General features: G+C 62.0%; 13 protein-coding genes and 1 pseudogene. 9 read left to right on the top strand and 5 right to left on the bottom strand.

From position 1 onward, the window contains the following. Window positions 1–278: integrase core domain-containing protein (locus tag MHK00_RS11245; RefSeq protein WP_250411724.1), on the top strand; the 278-nt coding region annotated here is incomplete at its 5' end. Between the two features lie 23 nt (window positions 279–301). Then, window positions 302–805: pseudogene (locus MHK00_RS11240) on the top strand (transposase family protein); the annotation flags it as partial. Between the two features lie 299 nt (window positions 806–1,104). Here MHK00_RS11240 and MHK00_RS11235 read toward each other — a convergent pair. Next, complete coding sequence (locus tag MHK00_RS11235; RefSeq protein ID WP_250411881.1) at window positions 1,105–2,553, bottom strand: hypothetical protein; 1,449 nt, start codon at window positions 2,551–2,553, stop codon at window positions 1,105–1,107. Window positions 2,554–2,639: 86 nt separating this feature from the next. Here MHK00_RS11235 and MHK00_RS11230 point away from each other — a divergent pair, with 86 nt between their 5' ends. Next, on the top strand, window positions 2,640–3,236 hold the full coding sequence (locus MHK00_RS11230; protein ID WP_250411879.1) for a hypothetical protein: 597 nt from the start codon (window positions 2,640–2,642) through the stop codon (window positions 3,234–3,236). Between the two features lie 88 nt (window positions 3,237–3,324). Here the strand turns inward: MHK00_RS11230 and MHK00_RS11225 are convergent, their stop codons facing one another. Further along, entirely contained in the window at window positions 3,325–4,875 is a 1,551-nt protein-coding gene (locus MHK00_RS11225; RefSeq protein ID WP_250411876.1) for a catalase, read from the bottom strand. A gap of 106 nt (window positions 4,876–4,981) precedes the next feature. Between MHK00_RS11225 and MHK00_RS11220 the strand changes: the two genes are divergently transcribed. Together MHK00_RS11220 and MHK00_RS11215 are read left to right on the top strand one after the other, a co-directional pair. Further along, window positions 4,982–5,524, top strand: a complete 543-nt coding sequence (locus MHK00_RS11220; protein WP_005323148.1) for an RNA polymerase sigma factor — start codon at window positions 4,982–4,984, stop codon at window positions 5,522–5,524. Between the two features lie 284 nt (window positions 5,525–5,808). Next, window positions 5,809–7,209, top strand: a complete 1,401-nt coding sequence (locus tag MHK00_RS11215) for a YkvI family membrane protein (RefSeq protein ID WP_250411874.1) — start codon at window positions 5,809–5,811, stop codon at window positions 7,207–7,209. 109 nt (window positions 7,210–7,318) lie between these two features. Here MHK00_RS11215 and MHK00_RS11210 read toward each other — a convergent pair whose 3' ends face one another. Both MHK00_RS11210 and MHK00_RS11205 read right to left on the bottom strand, forming a co-directional pair. Further along, window positions 7,319–8,350: an aspartate-semialdehyde dehydrogenase gene (locus MHK00_RS11210; RefSeq protein ID WP_250411872.1), complete on the bottom strand. Its 1,032-nt coding sequence runs from the start codon at window positions 8,348–8,350 to the stop codon at window positions 7,319–7,321. Window positions 8,351–8,385: 35 nt separating this feature from the next. Next, window positions 8,386–9,651, bottom strand: a complete 1,266-nt coding sequence (locus MHK00_RS11205; protein WP_150850711.1) for an aspartate kinase — start codon at window positions 9,649–9,651, stop codon at window positions 8,386–8,388. Window positions 9,652–9,877: 226 nt separating this feature from the next. Between MHK00_RS11205 and MHK00_RS11200 the strand changes: the two genes are divergently transcribed. After that, window positions 9,878–10,756, top strand: coding sequence for a DMT family transporter (locus MHK00_RS11200; RefSeq protein ID WP_005323152.1), 879 nt, complete (start codon window positions 9,878–9,880; stop codon window positions 10,754–10,756). Here MHK00_RS11200 and MHK00_RS11195 read toward each other — a convergent pair. After that, entirely contained in the window at window positions 10,753–11,880 is a 1,128-nt protein-coding gene (locus tag MHK00_RS11195; RefSeq protein WP_250411870.1) for a mannosyltransferase family protein, read from the bottom strand. The two genes, MHK00_RS11200 and MHK00_RS11195, sit on opposite strands and share 4 nt — an antisense overlap. A 217-nt stretch (window positions 11,881–12,097) precedes the next feature. On the opposite strand from MHK00_RS11195, the gene leuA reads away from it, so the two are divergent. The 3 genes from leuA to MHK00_RS11180 all read left to right on the top strand — a co-directional run. Beyond that, the gene (gene leuA, locus MHK00_RS11190; RefSeq protein ID WP_250411868.1) at window positions 12,098–13,915 is read left to right on the top strand and encodes a 2-isopropylmalate synthase; all 1,818 of its coding nucleotides are present in this window, start codon (window positions 12,098–12,100) and stop codon (window positions 13,913–13,915) included. A gap of 59 nt (window positions 13,916–13,974) precedes the next feature. Then, window positions 13,975–14,754 (top strand): hypothetical protein, encoded by a 780-nt coding sequence (locus MHK00_RS11185; protein ID WP_250411866.1) that lies wholly within the window; start codon window positions 13,975–13,977, stop codon window positions 14,752–14,754. Between the two features lie 110 nt (window positions 14,755–14,864). Continuing rightward, on the top strand, window positions 14,865–16,538 hold a 1,674-nt coding region (locus MHK00_RS11180), incomplete at its 3' end, for a hypothetical protein (RefSeq protein WP_250411864.1).

Raw genomic sequence — 16,538 nt, 5'->3', positions numbered from 1 at the left:
CTGAGTATGGAATTGCTGCCTCTACCGGGACAGTAGGAGATTCCTATGACAATGCTTTGGCCGAAAACGTCAACGGTTCCTACAAAAATGAGCTGATTCATCGGCGGTCGTGGGACAGCGTGGTTGACGTGGAGATCGCGACGTTTGAATGGGTTAATTGGTGGAACGAGGTACGGCTTCACCAAAGTCTCGGCTATCGCACGCCAGCTGAGGTTGAGTCAGAGTTTTGGGAAACCAACCCAGCCCAAGAAATAATGGAAATCAAGGCAAATGCCTAGGAACAAAACCCGGGACACTTCACAAAGCCAAAACCTACGTCAAAGACGTCCCTTTCGACCAGATTCCAAAGTCCAAGCGCCGGAACAAAAAGTGGTGGTACACCCACTACACCCACCGCGGAATCTACCTGCAGCTAAAGAAAATGAGCCAACAAGGACACCTCTTTGCCTACCTCACCGAAGCCGAAGAAGGCCAACGGTTTGAACGCACGACCAACAAGCTAGAAGGCGGGGTGAACTCACAAATTAAGCAACTTATGCACACCCACCGCGGACTGCGCGATGAACAACAGCGCATCGCCTGCGACTGGTGGCTATACCTCCACACGCAACTGCCTGACGACCCTGTAGAGATCGCCAGGCAGCAAAACTGGGGCCAGGACGCACTCGCCAAAGCACAAACCCTAGCCACTCAGGAAAAACAAGCCACCAGCGGACACGAAGACGGCCGACCAGCAACCTACGACAGTGCCATCGACACTGCCTACAACCACTCTATGGGAATACGCAAAGGCCACATACGCTAAACCCCCACCAACACAAAATGTCGTTTAGCCTGACACGCCGCAAAACAACACATTCTGTCGTTTAGGCCAAAAATTGCAGCTAAACACCCCACATATGGGAAACGACGCGGTGCCCCTACAGCGCCGCGTCGTCCCTATTCCCTATCACTCACAACGGATTGGAGAAACCGTTCGCCTACCCCCTAAGTAGGCTTTGTGAGCAAGACCAACTGTAGCACTCGCACAATGCAAACGGTAGCGCGAATCAAAATTCCCAGTTTCCACCAATGTTTCTTATTCTTAGGTGTGCTTTTTCAGACCTAATGAACCGTAGGTTTGAATTTTCCTGTGGATGGAGCCCACCACTTTGCACTCAGCCCAATGAGAGTGATGGCGAGCAATACCGCAACGCCGGTCCACAAGACGGCCTGTTCGCCTTCGTTACCCGCCGCCGTGACGGCCGCGGTAGTCCAATTCAGTGGCAAAAGATTAGAAACAATCTGCCAAACCTTAGAAACACCGGCAATTGCCGCGGATTTCCACAGCCACCCCACCAGAGCGGTCTGGCCTATGCCAAACAGCGCCGCGAGGATGCTGCCGGCAGTAATACCGCATAGCCCGAGTAGGCCACGGGTGATGACCGCCATGGACAGCGCGCCCAGAAGGAGCGCCGCGCCGGCCCACACCGCCGCCACAGGGGTAAATCCGGTGGCAAGCACAAAGAGGAGGATTTCGCCGATGGCGACCGCGGCCAGCGTGCCGCCGAAGACCGTCAGCCATGGGCGGAACCCCACCTGCCAGGCCACACCGGACGCGGCGCCTGCGAGCAGGACCAAGGCGGAGACCAACATCGCCACGATGGGGCTGAGCAGATGTGCAGGTCCGTCGGTCGCGGTATGCGCCGGCGGCAGGGCACGCTGAATTTCACCCACATTGGTCTGGTTTTGGGCTGCCATGGTGGAAAGCCTGCCGGCGCCGTCGTCAAGCTTGTCCACGCCCTCCTGCGCCTCACCGACGCGCTTGTTGAGCTCCGCGATGCCCTCGTTAAGCTCCTGCGCACCGGATACGGCCTGGTTCACGCCATCGTGATAGGCATAGCCGTTGACCGCCAACTGATTGGATAGATCGCGCGAGCCGTCCTTAAGCTTCTTAAGCTGGTCGGTCACCGAATTATCCAGGCGGAAATTATTCACCTGCGCACGGAGATCGCCCAGCTGCGAGCGGATTTCCTTCGCTTCCTTGGACTTATTTCCTTCCAGGTCGCGCATCGTGCCATCGATGGCCTGCAGAATCTGCCCTTGCACGGCGCCCAGGCCCACTACCTGGTCCACGGCACCGCCGACACCATTGGCCAGCTCCGTTGCACCGCCACCGAGCGTATTAGTTCCGGACTGCAGCTGATTGAGGCCGGCTACCAGTTCTTGGGAGCCCGTTGCCAGCTTGTCGACGCCCCCTCCGAGCTCATCCGCCCCCTTATTCAGCTCCCCTGTGCCGTCGTCAAGCTGCGTGGCGCCCGATTTAAGCATGCTCGCCTGTGCCTGCGCGCGACTGGCCGCCTCGGCGGCTTCCTTTACCTCTGGCGAGGCGGAATTTTCCCGCGGCGCGCCAAACGGCTGCGCGGCGCTAGACCAGGTGTGGGCGGGTTCCCACTGCGCAAGGCCCGCCACCGCAGCGCCGATAATGAGCGGCAGGGCGAGCAGGAGGATCAAGAGGACGCTGCGCCACCGGGAGGGGGACGCAGCGTCTGGGGAGGCAAGGCGTGAGGTCATGGTACTGAACCTATCCTTGCAGGTCACTCCCCTGTTGCAGGCGCGCCGAGCACCCCCGCAATGGCAGTTCCTCTACGATATATGGCATGTCCCACAATTATTCCCTTGCCCCTTCCCGCTACCTCGCCGCTGCGGCCGTCGCGCCGCTGTGTTTCAGCCTTGTTGCCTGCTCCAACGACGCCGATACCTCGGCAGAACCGGAGTTCTCCGACGCCACCGCCGCAAGCTCGTCGGCCGAGGAGACCTCGTCCGAAGAAACCACGAGCGAGCCCGCTACCTCGGAAGCCGCAGACACCGTCACCGAGACCGCAGCGGCCGAGCCCACTTCTGCAGAGGCAGCTCCCGCTGAGGAGACCGCGGAATCCGGCAACGCGGAAAGCGAAGCCTCGGCCGCCGTACCCGCCGACACCGGCCGCGGCGACTGCTCCCCAGAAGCGCTACAGCCCGCAGCTCCCACCATGACCAATATCCGAGTCAATAACTGCGATGGCCAGTGGGCCCACTTTGCCAAAGACAGCACGGACTGGACTGCTTGGGCGCGCTACGAGGGCGGCCAGTGGGTAGCCATTGAATCCATTGGCGAGGCAACCTCCGGCATGGCCGCCCCGTGCTACGACGTGGATAAGTGGGCCGCCGAGGGCGCTCCCGCCTTTGTTACGGAAAAGATGCGCCGCTGCGACTAGCCGCACAGCAAACCGCCCCCGTACCGTGCAGTAAAGCAACTCGGTACGGGGGCGGCGTCGTTAGCGCACAAGCGCTGCCGGGAAAAGATTACTTCTTCTCGGCGTAGACCTCGCGCACGCGCTGGCCAAGGGCTGGGTGCACGTTGGTCCAGTATTCGTAGACGCGCTCCTCGGTCTCCTCGGATACACCGGCCATCGCGTTGGTGATATTGGTGACCAGGCGCTCCTTGGCGGCATCGTCATAGACGTTTTCGTACAGGTCGCGCGCCTGCACAAAGTCATCGTCCTCGGCGTGGCGAACGTACGGTGCACGCACCAAGTCGCTGCCGTGGGACTCCGGATTGATGTAGAGCTCTGCCGCGGTGGTGGTCTCGAGCTGGGAGCGGTCGTTTACAGCGGCGTCGTCAAGCACGCCCGTACCCTTGTCGTGGCGGTTGGGCGAGTAGACCGGATCCTCCGGAGCATTGAAGAGGAACTGCATGCTGCCCTCGTGCTCGTAGGTATTGACCTCGTCCACATTCTGCGGCTGGTTAACCGGCAGCTGCTTGTAATTCGCGCCGATGCGGTAACGCTGCTGGTCAGCGTAAGCAAAGACGCGAGCCTGCAGCATCTTATCCGGAGACAGGCCAACGCCGGGCACGATATTGGACGGGTCGAGTGCTACCTGCTCAATCTGCGCGAAGAAGTTGCGCGGGTTGCGGTTGAGCACAAAGTAGCCCACATCGTGCAGCGGGTAGTCCTTCTTGGACCAGACCTTGGTCAGGTCGAAGGGGTTGAAGCGGTAATTCTCCGCCTCATCCAGCGGCATGATCTGCACCTTAACGTCCCAGATCGGGTAGTTGCCCTCCTCGATGGCGTTGTAGAGATCCTCGCGATGGCAATCCGGGTTCTGGCCGGCGGTGGTAGTGGCCTCTTCATCGGTGAAGTTCTCCACGCCCTGGCGGGACTTGAAGTGGTACTTGACCCAGAAGGCTTCGCCTTCCTCATTAACCCACTGGAAGGTGTGGGAGCCGTAGCCATTCTGGTGGCGGGTGGACTTCGGGGTGCCGCGGTCACCCATCAGATAGGTGACCTGGTGTGCAGACTCCGGGTTGCGGGTCCAGAAATCCCACTGCATATCGGCATCGCGCAGGCCATTGGTGCCCAAGCGCTTCTGGGAGTGGATGAAGTCTGGGAACTTAATGCCATCGCGGATGAAGAATACCGGGGTGTTATTGCCCACGATGTCGAGGTTGCCCTCCTCGGTGTAGAAGCGCAGGGCAAAGCCGTGCACATCGCGCCAGGTATCCGGGGAGCCCTGCTCGCCGGCCACGGTGGAGAAGCGGCCCATCATCGGGGTGACGGTGCCCTTCTGGAAGACCTTGGCCTTGGTATAGGCAGAGACATCTTCCGTGATGTGCAGCTCGCCAAAGGCGCCGTGGCCCTTAGCGTGCGGCGTGCGCTCCGGCACGCGCTCGCGGTTGAAGTGCGCGAGCTTTTCAATGAGGTGGATATCATTGAGCGCCACTGGGCCCTGCTGGCCGGCGGTCACCGAGGTATTTTCGGACGGCACCGGCTGGCCCGAGGGACGAGTGGTATTTCCCTTGCCAGCGGGGCGCTGGCCCTTGTTCAGGATGTCATCAGCGGTAAAGTCACTCATTTTTGCCTCCTGGCAATTCGCGGTCAGTTCTTCCCAGTGTGGCAAAACTTTGCACGGTTGTCAGGGCTCGCCAAAGAGAGTAAAGGGTGCTGGTAGATTCATTCAGGTGACTCACCACTCCGCAGCAGACGACGCCCGCGTCACCGACCTCGCCCTTCGGGCCGGTCGCGGCGACCGCGCGGCGCTGACGGAGTTTATCAAGGCCACCCAGGATGATGTGTGGCGCTTGCTGGCGCACCTGGGCGGGCCCGAGGGGGCCGACGATCTCACCCAGGAGACCTATCTGCGCGTCATCAGCGCCCTGCCGCGCTTTGCCGCGCGGTCCTCCGCGCGCACGTGGCTGCTCTCTTTGGCCCGGCGCGTGTGGGTGGACAATATTCGCCACGATATGGCCCGGCCGCGAAAGTCTGCCACTGAGTATGAGGACGCAATGGGCGCGGCGCCGGAAGAATCCGCGGCGTGGAGCGAGTGGATCGACGCGCGTACGCTTATCGACGCCCTCCCGGCCGACCGCCGCGAAGCCCTCATCCTTACTCAAGTGCTGGGCTATACCTATGAGGAGGCGGCCAAGATTGCCGGCGTGCGCGTGGGCACCATCCGCTCCCGAGTGGCGCGCGCCCGCAAGGATCTCATTGCGGGGACAGGTTAATACCCCCAAATAGTCCCCTGTGATTGCGGAGTTAATTTCACTCCCAAATTGTTACGCTCTGGTTACCTTGTATCCCACGGGCCCCAAAATTTGGCACTTAGCTGCGCTTTGCGTACTACGGCCGGGGTGAACGAGACCACAGTTGTGGCGATTCTTGCCCGAAATACCTGCCCGATGTGTGGTTTATTAGATGTGAACACACGTGATAAATCGACCGTCGATCCGGGCCCGCGCGATACCAATGGCGGGCCCGGCGCGTGTGAGTAAGAGAGTTTCTCCCTTTCATGTTAAAACGCGCAATCGGAATTTCCATGGCGTTTATCGGCGTCGTCGTGGGCGCAGGCTTCGCCTCCGGCCAGGAGGCCATGCAGTACTTCGTGGCCTTTGGTAACTGGGGCCTGTGGGGCATCGCCCTGGCCGCTGGTTTGATGATGATCACCGGCATCTCCATCCTGCAGCTCGGCTCGTACTTCCAAGCCGAGGAGCACACCGCTGTCTACGACAAGGTCGCATCGCCGTTTACCGCCAAGATTTTGGACTGGTCCACCCTGGTGACCTTGTTCGCCATCGGCTTCGTCATGTTCGCCGGCGGCGGTGCGAATATCAATCAGCAGTTCCCGTCCATCCCCGTGTGGGTGGGCGCCACCGCCATGCTGATTTTGGTGCTGCTCGTCGGCCTGATGGATGTCGACCGCGTAACCGCAGTCATCGGTACCATCACCCCATTCATCATCATCTTCGTGGTGATTGCCACCGGCTACACCATCTTGAACGCAGACGTTGATTTCTCTGCCATGAATGACTGGGCGGTCAACAATGTTGATACCTCGCTGCCCAACTGGTGGCTAGCCGCACTGAACTACACCGGCCTGAACGTGATGACGGCAGTATCCATGTCCATCGTTATTGGCGGTAACTTCCTGGATAACCGTGCAGTTGGCGTCGGTGGCCTCATTGGCGGCCTGCTTTATCTCATCCTGTTGGCACTGTTGGTATTCGCCCTCTTCTTCGAAGCAGAGACCGTCAACGGCCAGGACATGCCGGTACTGAGCCTGATTACCAGCATCCACCCAGTCTTGGGCGTGCTGATGACCTTTGTCATTTACGGCATGGTCTTTAATACCGCCATCGGCATGTTCTACGCGCTGGGCAAGCGCTTGACCCGCAATAACCCCAAGCGCTTCTACCCGGTTTATGCCGGCGCCTGCATCATCGGCTTCATCTTGTCCTTCGTGGGCTTTCAGGCCTTAGTCAGCAACGTCTACCCGATCCTGGGCTACCTCGGACTGCTGATGATCGTGGTGATGGTCTTTAACCGCATCAAGAACGGCAGCAAGCTCTCGGACGAGTCCGACCGCCGCATGCGCGCACACGAGCTGGTGTCCCGTCGTCTGGATCCGCGCAAGCGCTTTACCAAGAAGAACGAGCGCGAGCTGCGCAAGCTGGCTGCAGCATCCAATATGGAAACCACCGAGTTTGTCACCAATATCGCAGAAGAGATCCACGAGGAACTCGAAAATGATGATGATATTGAGTATGACCGCGAGGATCCGGAGCCGTCCGTGACCTACGTGCAGCACACCAAGCCGGAGGTTCCGTCGTCCACTAGCGACCTCGACTTTGGCAAGAAGGGCACTGGTGCCGACTCCGGCACTGGCACCGCCAAGCCGGTTTCTGAGGACTAGCTCCCTCGTCCACGGCTGATAGGCCAAAAGCTCGGCGCCCTCCTTTCCCACAACCGGGGAAGGAGGGCGCCGAGCTTTGTAGTGCAACAGGTGGCGAAGCGGCGCAGTCCTAGACGAGCAGCTCTGCAATCTGGATGGTGTTGAGAGCAGCGCCCTTGCGCAGGTTATCGCCGGCGACAACGAGCACGAGGCCCTTGTTATCGTCCACCGTCTGGTCCTGGCGGATGCGGCCGACCAAGGACTCGTCGATGCCGGTGGCGGCGAGCGGAGTGGGGACGTCGGCAAGCGTAACGCCCGGAGCGCCACCCAAAAGCTCGGTGGCCTGCTCTGGGGTGATGGGCTTATCGAACTCGGCGTGAATGGTCAGAGTGTGGCCGGTGAAGACCGGGATGCGCACGCAGGTGCCCGCTACCTTCAGCTCCGGAATATCCAGGATCTTGCGGGATTCGTTGCGCAGCTTTTGTTCCTCATCGGTTTCCAGGGAGCCGTCATCGACGAGGTTGCCGGCCATCGGCAGGGCGTTATAGGCGATAGGTGCCACGTACGGGCCAAAGTCTTCGTCATTAAGCGCGGAACCATCGTGAACCAAGCCCACATTGTGCTCGCCAACGGAATAGACCTGTGCGGCCAGCGCCTGCACGCCAGCCAGACCGGAGCCGGACACCGCCTGGTAGGAGGACACGTGGAGCTTATTCAGGCCAGCGGCATCGTGGAGGACCTTCAGCACCGGCATGGCCGCCATGGTGGTGCAGTTCGGGTTCGCGATGATGCCCTTCGGGGTGTTCTTCGCCTCCTGCGGGTTGACCTCGGAAACGATGAGGGGAACCTCTGGGTCCTTGCGATAAGCCGAGGAATTATCCACCACGGTCGCGCCGGCCGCGGCGAATACCGGGGCCCACTGCTTAGAGGTGGAGCCGCCGGCGGAGAACAAGGCAATATCGACGTCGGCAACGGATTGCTCGGTGACCTCAGCGAGGTCTTCTACGGTAATCTGCTCGCCGCGAAAATCCAGCTCGGTGCCGGCGGAGCGAGACGAGGCGAAAAAGCGCACCTTATCCGCCGGGAAATTGCGTTCTTCCAAGATGGAGCGCATAACGCGGCCGACCTGGCCGGTAGCGCCTACGACTGCAACAGTGGTCATGACTTAAAAATCCTCTGTAGTTGCTTTTTGGGTATTTAACGTCCGGTTCCAGCATAAACCGTGGCTTCTTCTTCGCCACCAAGCTGGAACTTATCGTGCAGCGCACGGGCGGCCTTATCCAGGTCGGCCTCGCGGGTGAGCACGGATATGCGGATTTCGGAGGTGGAGATGAGCTCCATATTGACATCGACGTCGCGCAGGGCCTCGGTAAACTCGGCGGTCACGCCCGGGTGGGACTTCATGCCGGCGCCGACGAGGGAGACCTTGCCCACCTGGTCGTCGTAAAGCACATTGGCCCAGCCGCCCTCGGACTTCAGCTTGGTCAACAGCTCCATGGCGCGTGGGCCGTCGGCACGCGGGCAGGTGAAGGTGATATCGGTGGTGCCATCCTCCAGGGAGGAGACGTTTTGCAAGACCATGTCAATATTGATCTCTGCATCAGCAATGACACGGAAAACCTTCGCTGCCTCCCCGGGGCGATCCGGGATTCCAAGGACGGTGACCTTTGCCTCGGACTTATCGGTTGCTACACCAGTGAGTACTGCTTCTTCCACAGGGATATCCTCCATCGATCCGGTCACTAGGGTGCCGGGGTCATTTGAATAAGACGAGCGAACTCGCAAGGGTACATTGAACGCGCGGGCATACTCCACGCTGCGCAGAACCAAAATCTTGGAACCTACCGCGGCCATCTCCAGCATCTCCTCGAAGGAGAGCTTCTCTAGCTTCTGCGCGTCCGGGACGATGCGCGGGTCTGCGGTATACACGCCATCGACATCGGAATAAATCTCGCACACGTCCGCATTCAGCGCGGCCGCTAGCGCCACCGCGGTGGTATCGGAACCGCCGCGGCCCAGCGTGGTGACATCGCGCGATTCCTTATTAACTCCCTGGAATCCGGCGACGATGCAGATCTTGCCCTCATCCAGCGCTTCGGTCAGGCGGCCTGGGGTAACGTCCACGATGCGGGCATTGCCGTGGCGCTCCGTGGTGAGCACGCCGGCCTGGGAGCCGGTAAAGGACTGGGCATGGGCACCCAAGGATTCCACGGCCATGGCCACCAGCGCATTGGAGATGCGCTCACCCGCGGTCAGCAACATGTCCATTTCGCGCCGTGGTGGCACGGGGTTGACCTGGGCGGCAAGGTCGAGCAGATCATCGGTGGTATCGCCCATGGCGGAGCACACCACGACGACGTCGTTGCCCTGCTTCTTGGTGGCCACGATGCGCTCCGCAACGGCGCGAATGCGGTCTGCGGATTCGAGGGATGAACCGCCATATTTTTGCACGATCAGGGCCACGGTAAGGATGCCGCCTTTCGTCTTTCAAGGCACCCCTGGCGCGCGTCTGCACACCGCCAGAAATACCTGTCGGTCACTAGTCAAATACCCATGCTACCCCGCAGGGGTCTAGTCCTCATCATAATTCCTAGACAATGCTTGCTTTTTATTCACACGCCCCGAGCATAAAGCGCGCCATGCGCCGGCCGCCTCCAAGGAGAAAAACGCGCGCCATACAGCGCAGAATATGCATATAACAGGAATCTTTACTACCGTTGAGCGGGTGTTAAGCAACCTCCTCGCCATCTTTTTCGCGCTCGCATCCGCGCTGACGGTTGCTTGGGGCACGGTCATCCGCCACCGCATCGCCCTCGACGCCGATGATTCGGTCATGCGCGCCGCCATGTCTAACCCCTTGTGGTGGGTGGGCACCGCGGCCGCAATTGGCGCCTATGGCCTGCAGGTTATCGCGCTCGGCTTCGGCACCTTGCTGGTGGTCCAGCCCATCTTGGTACTGTCCTTGATGTTTACCCTGCCGCTATCGGCGTGGTATTCCGGCCGCAAGATGCCCTTCCACGAAGTTTTCTGGTCCATTGCGCTGACCATCGCGGTGGGCATCATGGTCATCTACGGCCGGCCGGTTGCCGGCAATCCCCGCCCCGAATGGAGCGACTGGTGGCCGGCGCTCCTTGTAGGGTTGGCCACCCTCGCAATCCTCGGCGCGGCGGCCGCAAAGCTACCAGATCAGCGCCCCTTAGCATTGGGCACGGCCTGCGGCGTTATCTATGGCTTCGTCGCCCTACTCTCGAAGGCCGTGGTGGATATTTTCACCCACGAAGGCCTCACCACCCTGTTGGCCAGCTGGCAGTTCTACGGCCTCATCGGCCTCGCGCTCACCGGCACGGTGGTACAGCAATATTCCTTCAACGCCGGCCCCCTGGCCCATTCCCTGCCGGCCATGACCATCTTTGAGCCCATCGTGGCTTTCGGCTTGGGATACATGGTTCTGGGAGAGAAATTCCTCATCGATACGGCCGTCGGTTGGGCAATTATGCTCATCGCCCTGACCGTCATGGTGCTGTCCACCATCGTGCTCTCCCGCAGCCCGGTAAGCCAGCGCGGCTAGATGGCCCACTCAAATACGCCGAGCATGTAGGCCGAAAACCACGCGCCAAACAGGGCCCAGGCAAAAACCGCGACGCTTGCCGACGCCCCCTTTTTCACCCACGGCAACAACACGATCACCGCCGGCAGGAGCAGCCGGGGCCGCGAGTGCATGATGCCATCAGAAAGCAGCACATTGGCCATGAGGACGGCGGAAAATAGCCAGGCCGCCAACGGCAGGCGGCGCCACGCCAGCACCAGGCATACCGGGGCGGCGATCATTACGCCGGCGCTGAGCAGGTAGCCGCCATTGGTGGCCCCGGTGAGCGTCTCCCACAGCCACACCACCGTGGCTTTGCCGCCATCAAAGCCGGAATTCCAATGTTCCTTCTGAATGCCAAAGTAGCCGCCGACCTCTTTCAAGTGGCTGCTCGACCACCACAAATAGCCCACCAGCGGCACGACCGAAAACGCCACCGCGGCCCAGGCTCGCCAGTCCTTTCGGGCCCGCAGCAGCACCATAAGCCCAAAGACCGCAACGAGGTCCACCGCGGTAAGGCGCACGAGCCCGGCCACAAAGATATACGCCGCGGCGGCCCACCAGCGCTCGCCCACCAGCGCCACCACCGCCCAGATAGCCAGTGCCCCGAAAAGCGCCTCGGTATACGGCATAGAAAACACGATGGACATCGGCGCGCTGGTGACCACTACGGCGCTGAGTACCTGGGCCCACTTCCCCATGCCCATCTGCGCGGCCAGGGCCATCACCCCGGCGGCCAGCGCGATACTAAAGAGCACGTTGAGCGCGATGGCAGTGCCGGCCTCGCCGGTTCCCAGGATGCCGCTCACCGCACGCACCAGGAAGGGAAAGCCCGGGAAGAAGGCCATGGTCGTCTCATGGACCGGCCCATCCGTTGAGATATCCGCGCCGAAGTACCCGCCGCGGGCGATTTCTACGTAGTGCTTGGCGTCCCACTTATTAAGCAGGCCCCAGAGCTTATCGTCCTGCACGGCGGCCACGGCCGCGAGCACGCCCACGCGCAGTGCGGCGCCGATGAGCGCAACGAGCGCGGCAGGCGCCCACAAGGAGCGCAGTAAGGACGGTGAGGCGGGTGCGGCATGGCGGGCTGTAGACACGAAAGGCATAGTACCGTACCGCCGCCGTGTCTCATTGAATGAAATCTCTTGTCACATAGTGAGAGAGCCTGTAGTGTGACCGATATGACACAGCGGATTGACCTACTCCTTATCTGCCGCGGCGGGATTTCGGCCTAAGCACTGGCCAGCGCCCCGTCGCGGAGTCCGGCTGCCCAAGCCCAGCTGGCCGTCTCCCCATAGACACCACAGAAGAGGAAACCGCAGCATGTCCCCCACTGACTCTTTTATCAGCGCCCCTCGCGATATCACCACCCCGAACGGCCCACGCCGCGAAGGCCAGCCCGCGTGGAATAAGCAGCGCGGCTCCGCCATGCCCCACGAGCGCTACCAGCCCTTCGCCGTCGAGGTGGAAGACATCGACCTGCCGGACCGCACGTGGCCCAGCAAGAAAATCACGCACGCCCCACAGTGGTGCGCGGTGGATCTGCGCGATGGCAACCAGGCGCTGATTGATCCCATGAGCCCAGAGCGCAAGCACCGCATGTTCGACCTGCTGGTCAAGATGGGCTACAAGGAAATCGAGGTCGGCTTCCCGTCCGCCTCCCAAACGGATTTCAGCTTCGTCCGCGAAATCATCGAGGGCAATAAGATTCCCGATGACGTCACCATCCAGGTCCTAGTCCAGGCCCGCGAGCACCTGATCCGCCGCACCTTTGAGGCCTGCGAGGGCGCCAAGAACGTCATCGTGCACTTCTATAACTCCACCTCGAAGCTGCAGCGCCGCGTGGTCTTCCGCAAGGACAAGCCCGCCATTAAGAAGCTGGCTACCAACGCCGCCGCACTCATCAAGTCCATCGCCGCGGACTACCCCGACACCACGTGGCGCTGGGAGTACTCCCCCGAATCTTTTACCGGCACCGAGCTGGACTTCGCCCGCGAGGTCTGCGATGAGGTAGTAGAGATCATGGATCCCTCCCCGGATAATCCGATGATCATCAACCTGCCCTCCACCGTGGAGATGATCTCGCCCAATGTCTACGCCGATTCCATCGAGTGGATGCACCGCAACCTGGCCCGCCGCGAGGACATCTTGCTCTCGCTGCACCCGCACAATGACCGCGGCGAGGGAATCGCCGCCGCCGAGCTGGGCTTCATGGCCGGCGCGGACCGCATCGAGGGCTGCCTGTTTGGCAACGGCGAGCGCACCGGCAACGTCGATCTCATCACCCTGGGCCTGAACATGCTCACCCAAGGCGTGGACCCACAGATTGACTTCTCCGACCTGCCGCAGATCCGCGAGACCGTCGAATACTGCAACCAGCTGCGCGTGCCGGAGCGCCACCCCTATGGCGGCGAGTTGGTCTTTACCGCCTTTTCCGGTTCCCACCAGGACGCCATCAACAAGGGCCTCGATGCACTGGCGGCCACCATCCGCCCCGGCGCGAACAATACCGAGGTCTCGTGGGAAGAACTGCGCGAGGCCATCTGGGAGGTTCCCTACCTGCCCATCGATCCAAAGGACGTGGGCCGCGACTACCAGGCGGTCATCCGCGTCAACTCCCAGTCCGGCAAGGGCGGCGTTGCCTACATTATGAAGACCGACCACGGCATCAATATGCCGCGCGCCATGCAAGCGGAGTTTTCCACCGTGGTGCAGGAAATCACCGACTCCGAGGGCGGCGAGGTCAATTCCAAGAATATGTGGGACATCTTCGCCACCGAATTCCTGGACCGCGAAACCCCGCTGGCCGTGGAGGCCTTCCACATGGACAACTCCCCGGCCGCGGACGGCGACGTGGCCGTGACCGCCACGGTGGCCTTCCGCGGGGAAAAATCCACCGTCTCCGGCACCGGCAACGGCCCCATCGCGGCGTATGCCAACGCGCTGGAATCCCTGGGCATCGACTTCGAGGTCATGGAATACTCCCAGCAGTCCCGCTCCGCTGGCGACGACGCCGAGGCCGCCTGCTATATCGCTGCCGACGTCAACCAGAGCAAGGTGTGGGGCGCCGGCATCGCCGGATCCACCACACGGGCATCCATTAACGCGATTAACTCCGCCGTCAACCGCGCCCTGGCCTAAGCCCGCTCGCCGGGGCGCTGCACACCAGTGCCGCGCGCCGGCGTGGTAGAAGGGTGGGTATGCCTTCTTCTACCTACCTCATTCCGCACCGCGGCTTGGGCGCCGTGCAGGCCCTGCCCATCTATGGTGCGCAGACGAAGGAAAACCAAGAGTTCACCGTCACCTTGACGCCCCGCCAGGACGGTGGCCTGGAGGTGCGCACCGACTCCCCCATCGGGCACATCACCAGCGCCGACCGCGCCGAATACCCCGAGATAGATCTGCTCTTTCGCGCCGGGCTCACCCCTGCAGCCACGGCCGCGCCGCAGCCCGATGGATCCCTATCCCTGCTGTTGCCCCGGCCGGGCCTCTGCCTGCCGGCCAATAACCCGCCGGCCGGCCCGTGGACGATGCTGGGCTATGCCCCGCCCATCAACATCACCGAGCTACCCACGGATCTGGGTATTCCCGCCCACGCCCGCATGCACGTATTGGTGACGCTTTCGCCCAGCACCACCGGATCCGGCGCCGATGCTTATTTGGGCCCGCAGTGGGTGGGGCGGCTGGATGGGGTGGACGTCGCCAAGCAGGGCATAACCTTGGCCCATGCCTACCATGCGCCGCGCAGCACCGGCCGCGTGCTCAGCATCTATGCGGGTGCGCCGCTGCCGGATTCAAAGGAAGCCTCGCTTGCCGACGCCACCCCTACCTCCCCCGCCGCCACCGAAACCTTCGAAACCACCAGCTTCCGCGCCGTCAACGTCAATGACTCCGCACCGCGCCGCCGGCAGTGGTGGCCCGCCCTCATTGCCCTACTGGTAATTGCCGCGCTTATCGCCGTACTTATTTTTATTCTGTAGAAACTTTTGGGCAGGATAACGCCCCGTTCTCGCCGGGTTGGGAAATTGGAAATCGCCCCTAGCGATGCTTAAAATGCGAAGTAACTATTGTTTCGTATGGAAAGGCCCCAATGACTTCGCTGGATTCCGCCACCTATGTGGTCCCTGACCACGGTTTTGGCGTGATCCATAAGCTGCCTATTGCGGATGTTTCGCCGGAGATTTTCAGCGACTTGCTCGAGTCCACCGCTGCGGAAGACGGGTACCTATCCGCGGAGCTCGGCCCCCGCACCGCCGAGGAAGGCTTCGCGGTTCGGATCGGCGACTCCCTTGTGGGCCACCTCAGCGCCGCCGATTCCCAGGCCTACGCCCTCTTTGACTGGATTCTCAGCGCCGGCCTGCACCCACGCGCCACCGCCCATGTGAGCATGACGGATGCCTCTGGGGAAGAATGGCCCACGCTCAACCTGCTGCTGCCGGCGCCGCACCTGTGCATTCCCGCCAATAACCCGCCAGCGCAGCGCTGGACCATGCTGCCCGGCGAGACCACCGCCACGCTGACGGAGTTTTCCAAGGCCGTCACCGCCTTTCCGCAAACCGACGAGCACTACCTCGTTTCTTTGCGCACCCGCGGTTTCCTGCGCCGCAATACCGTCGACGTCTATATCAATAGCACCTTCTTGGGCTCCCTTCCCCGGGAGGCCGCCCGCGAGATCGCCCCTGCCGTGCTCGACTGCACCAAGACCGGCCGCCTCGCCATTGCCCACGGTTACTTCCACTACAACGCCGATGACCGCCCCGCGCTCACCGTCTACGCACACAACGCCGCCAATAGGCACCACGCCGGCCTAATTTTGGGTGTCGTCGCCGGTGGCACCGCCGTCATGTCCGCCGCTACCGCAGCCCGCGCTCAGGCCGCATCCGCTGTTCCCGGCGGCCCCGCTGCCGGTGCCACTACCGCCGGCGCTTCCGCAACCGGCGGTTTCAGCGTCGCCTCTGCCGCCGGCGCATCCGGTGCCGTGACCTCGAACCTGCTGGCCGCAGCCGGCGTCGCCGTGCTCGTTGGTGGCGGTGCCACCGTGGCCACCAACCTGCTGAGCGACGACGAAGCCCTTTCGGACACCAACGCGCATTCCACCGCTCCTGCTCCGGAAGGCAACCATTCTTCCCACTTCGACGGCAATGGCCCCAAGCGCCCCGCGCACCCCGCCACGCCGCGCATCCACGATGCCGGCCCCACCAGCGGTACCTCGGCTCAGCCCCCGCTTGCCGACGCCCCCTTCTCTCCAGCACCGCACCACCCAACCCCTACTTCGCAGACCACGAAGAAGCCCAACGCGACGCACTCTCCCCACACTGACCGTGCCCAGGCCGCTGCCTCCGACAACCGACGTGGCCACCACAGCGAACCCCGCGGCGGCCACCACGGCGACAGTTCCGACGCGATTTCTCGCGCCGCCTCCACCGCCGCTGCTGCCGCCAGTGCCGCAGCCGACAACGTCGACTCAGCCCGAACCTCAGCCCCGGCACCGGTACCGGCAACGCCTCAAACCACGTCTGCCGCGACGCCATCCTCCAGCTCGGCGCCCACACCCCAGATAGCGGCCAAGGCGCCGACCGCAACCTCCTCGTCCTCCCAGTCTGCAGAGCCTTCCCAGACCACGGAGTCCACGAAGAGCACGACATCTGCAGAGCCGTCCTCTGAGGCATCCTCGCCTGCCGAGCCGTCCGATCTGCCGACCTCAAGCACGTCTACCTCGGAAAAGACAACTTCCAAGAAAACGACAGCTGAAACTACCACCGCA

Source organism: Corynebacterium tuberculostearicum (assembly GCF_022347385.1).
Classification (GTDB): Bacteria; Actinomycetota; Actinomycetes; order Mycobacteriales; family Mycobacteriaceae; genus Corynebacterium; species Corynebacterium tuberculostearicum_M.
The sequence above is the reverse complement of the archived record's forward strand: the minus strand, read 5'-3'. Positions and strand labels throughout refer to the sequence as shown.

Coding starts and splice junctions, on each gene's coding strand:
- MHK00_RS11235 (WP_250411881.1), bottom strand. CDS start 2,553: ATGACCTCACGCCTTGCCTCCCCAGACGCTGCGTCCCCCTCCCGGTGG.
- MHK00_RS11230 (WP_250411879.1), top strand. CDS start 2,640: ATGTCCCACAATTATTCCCTTGCCCCTTCCCGCTACCTCGCCGCTGCG.
- MHK00_RS11225 (WP_250411876.1), bottom strand. CDS start 4,875: ATGAGTGACTTTACCGCTGATGACATCCTGAACAAGGGCCAGCGCCCC.
- MHK00_RS11215 (WP_250411874.1), top strand. CDS start 5,809: ATGTTAAAACGCGCAATCGGAATTTCCATGGCGTTTATCGGCGTCGTC.
- MHK00_RS11210 (WP_250411872.1), bottom strand. CDS start 8,350: ATGACCACTGTTGCAGTCGTAGGCGCTACCGGCCAGGTCGGCCGCGTT.
- MHK00_RS11200 (WP_005323152.1), top strand. CDS start 9,878: ATGCATATAACAGGAATCTTTACTACCGTTGAGCGGGTGTTAAGCAAC.
- MHK00_RS11195 (WP_250411870.1), bottom strand. CDS start 11,880: ATGCCTTTCGTGTCTACAGCCCGCCATGCCGCACCCGCCTCACCGTCC.
- leuA (WP_250411868.1), top strand. CDS start 12,098: ATGTCCCCCACTGACTCTTTTATCAGCGCCCCTCGCGATATCACCACC.
- MHK00_RS11185 (WP_250411866.1), top strand. CDS start 13,975: ATGCCTTCTTCTACCTACCTCATTCCGCACCGCGGCTTGGGCGCCGTG.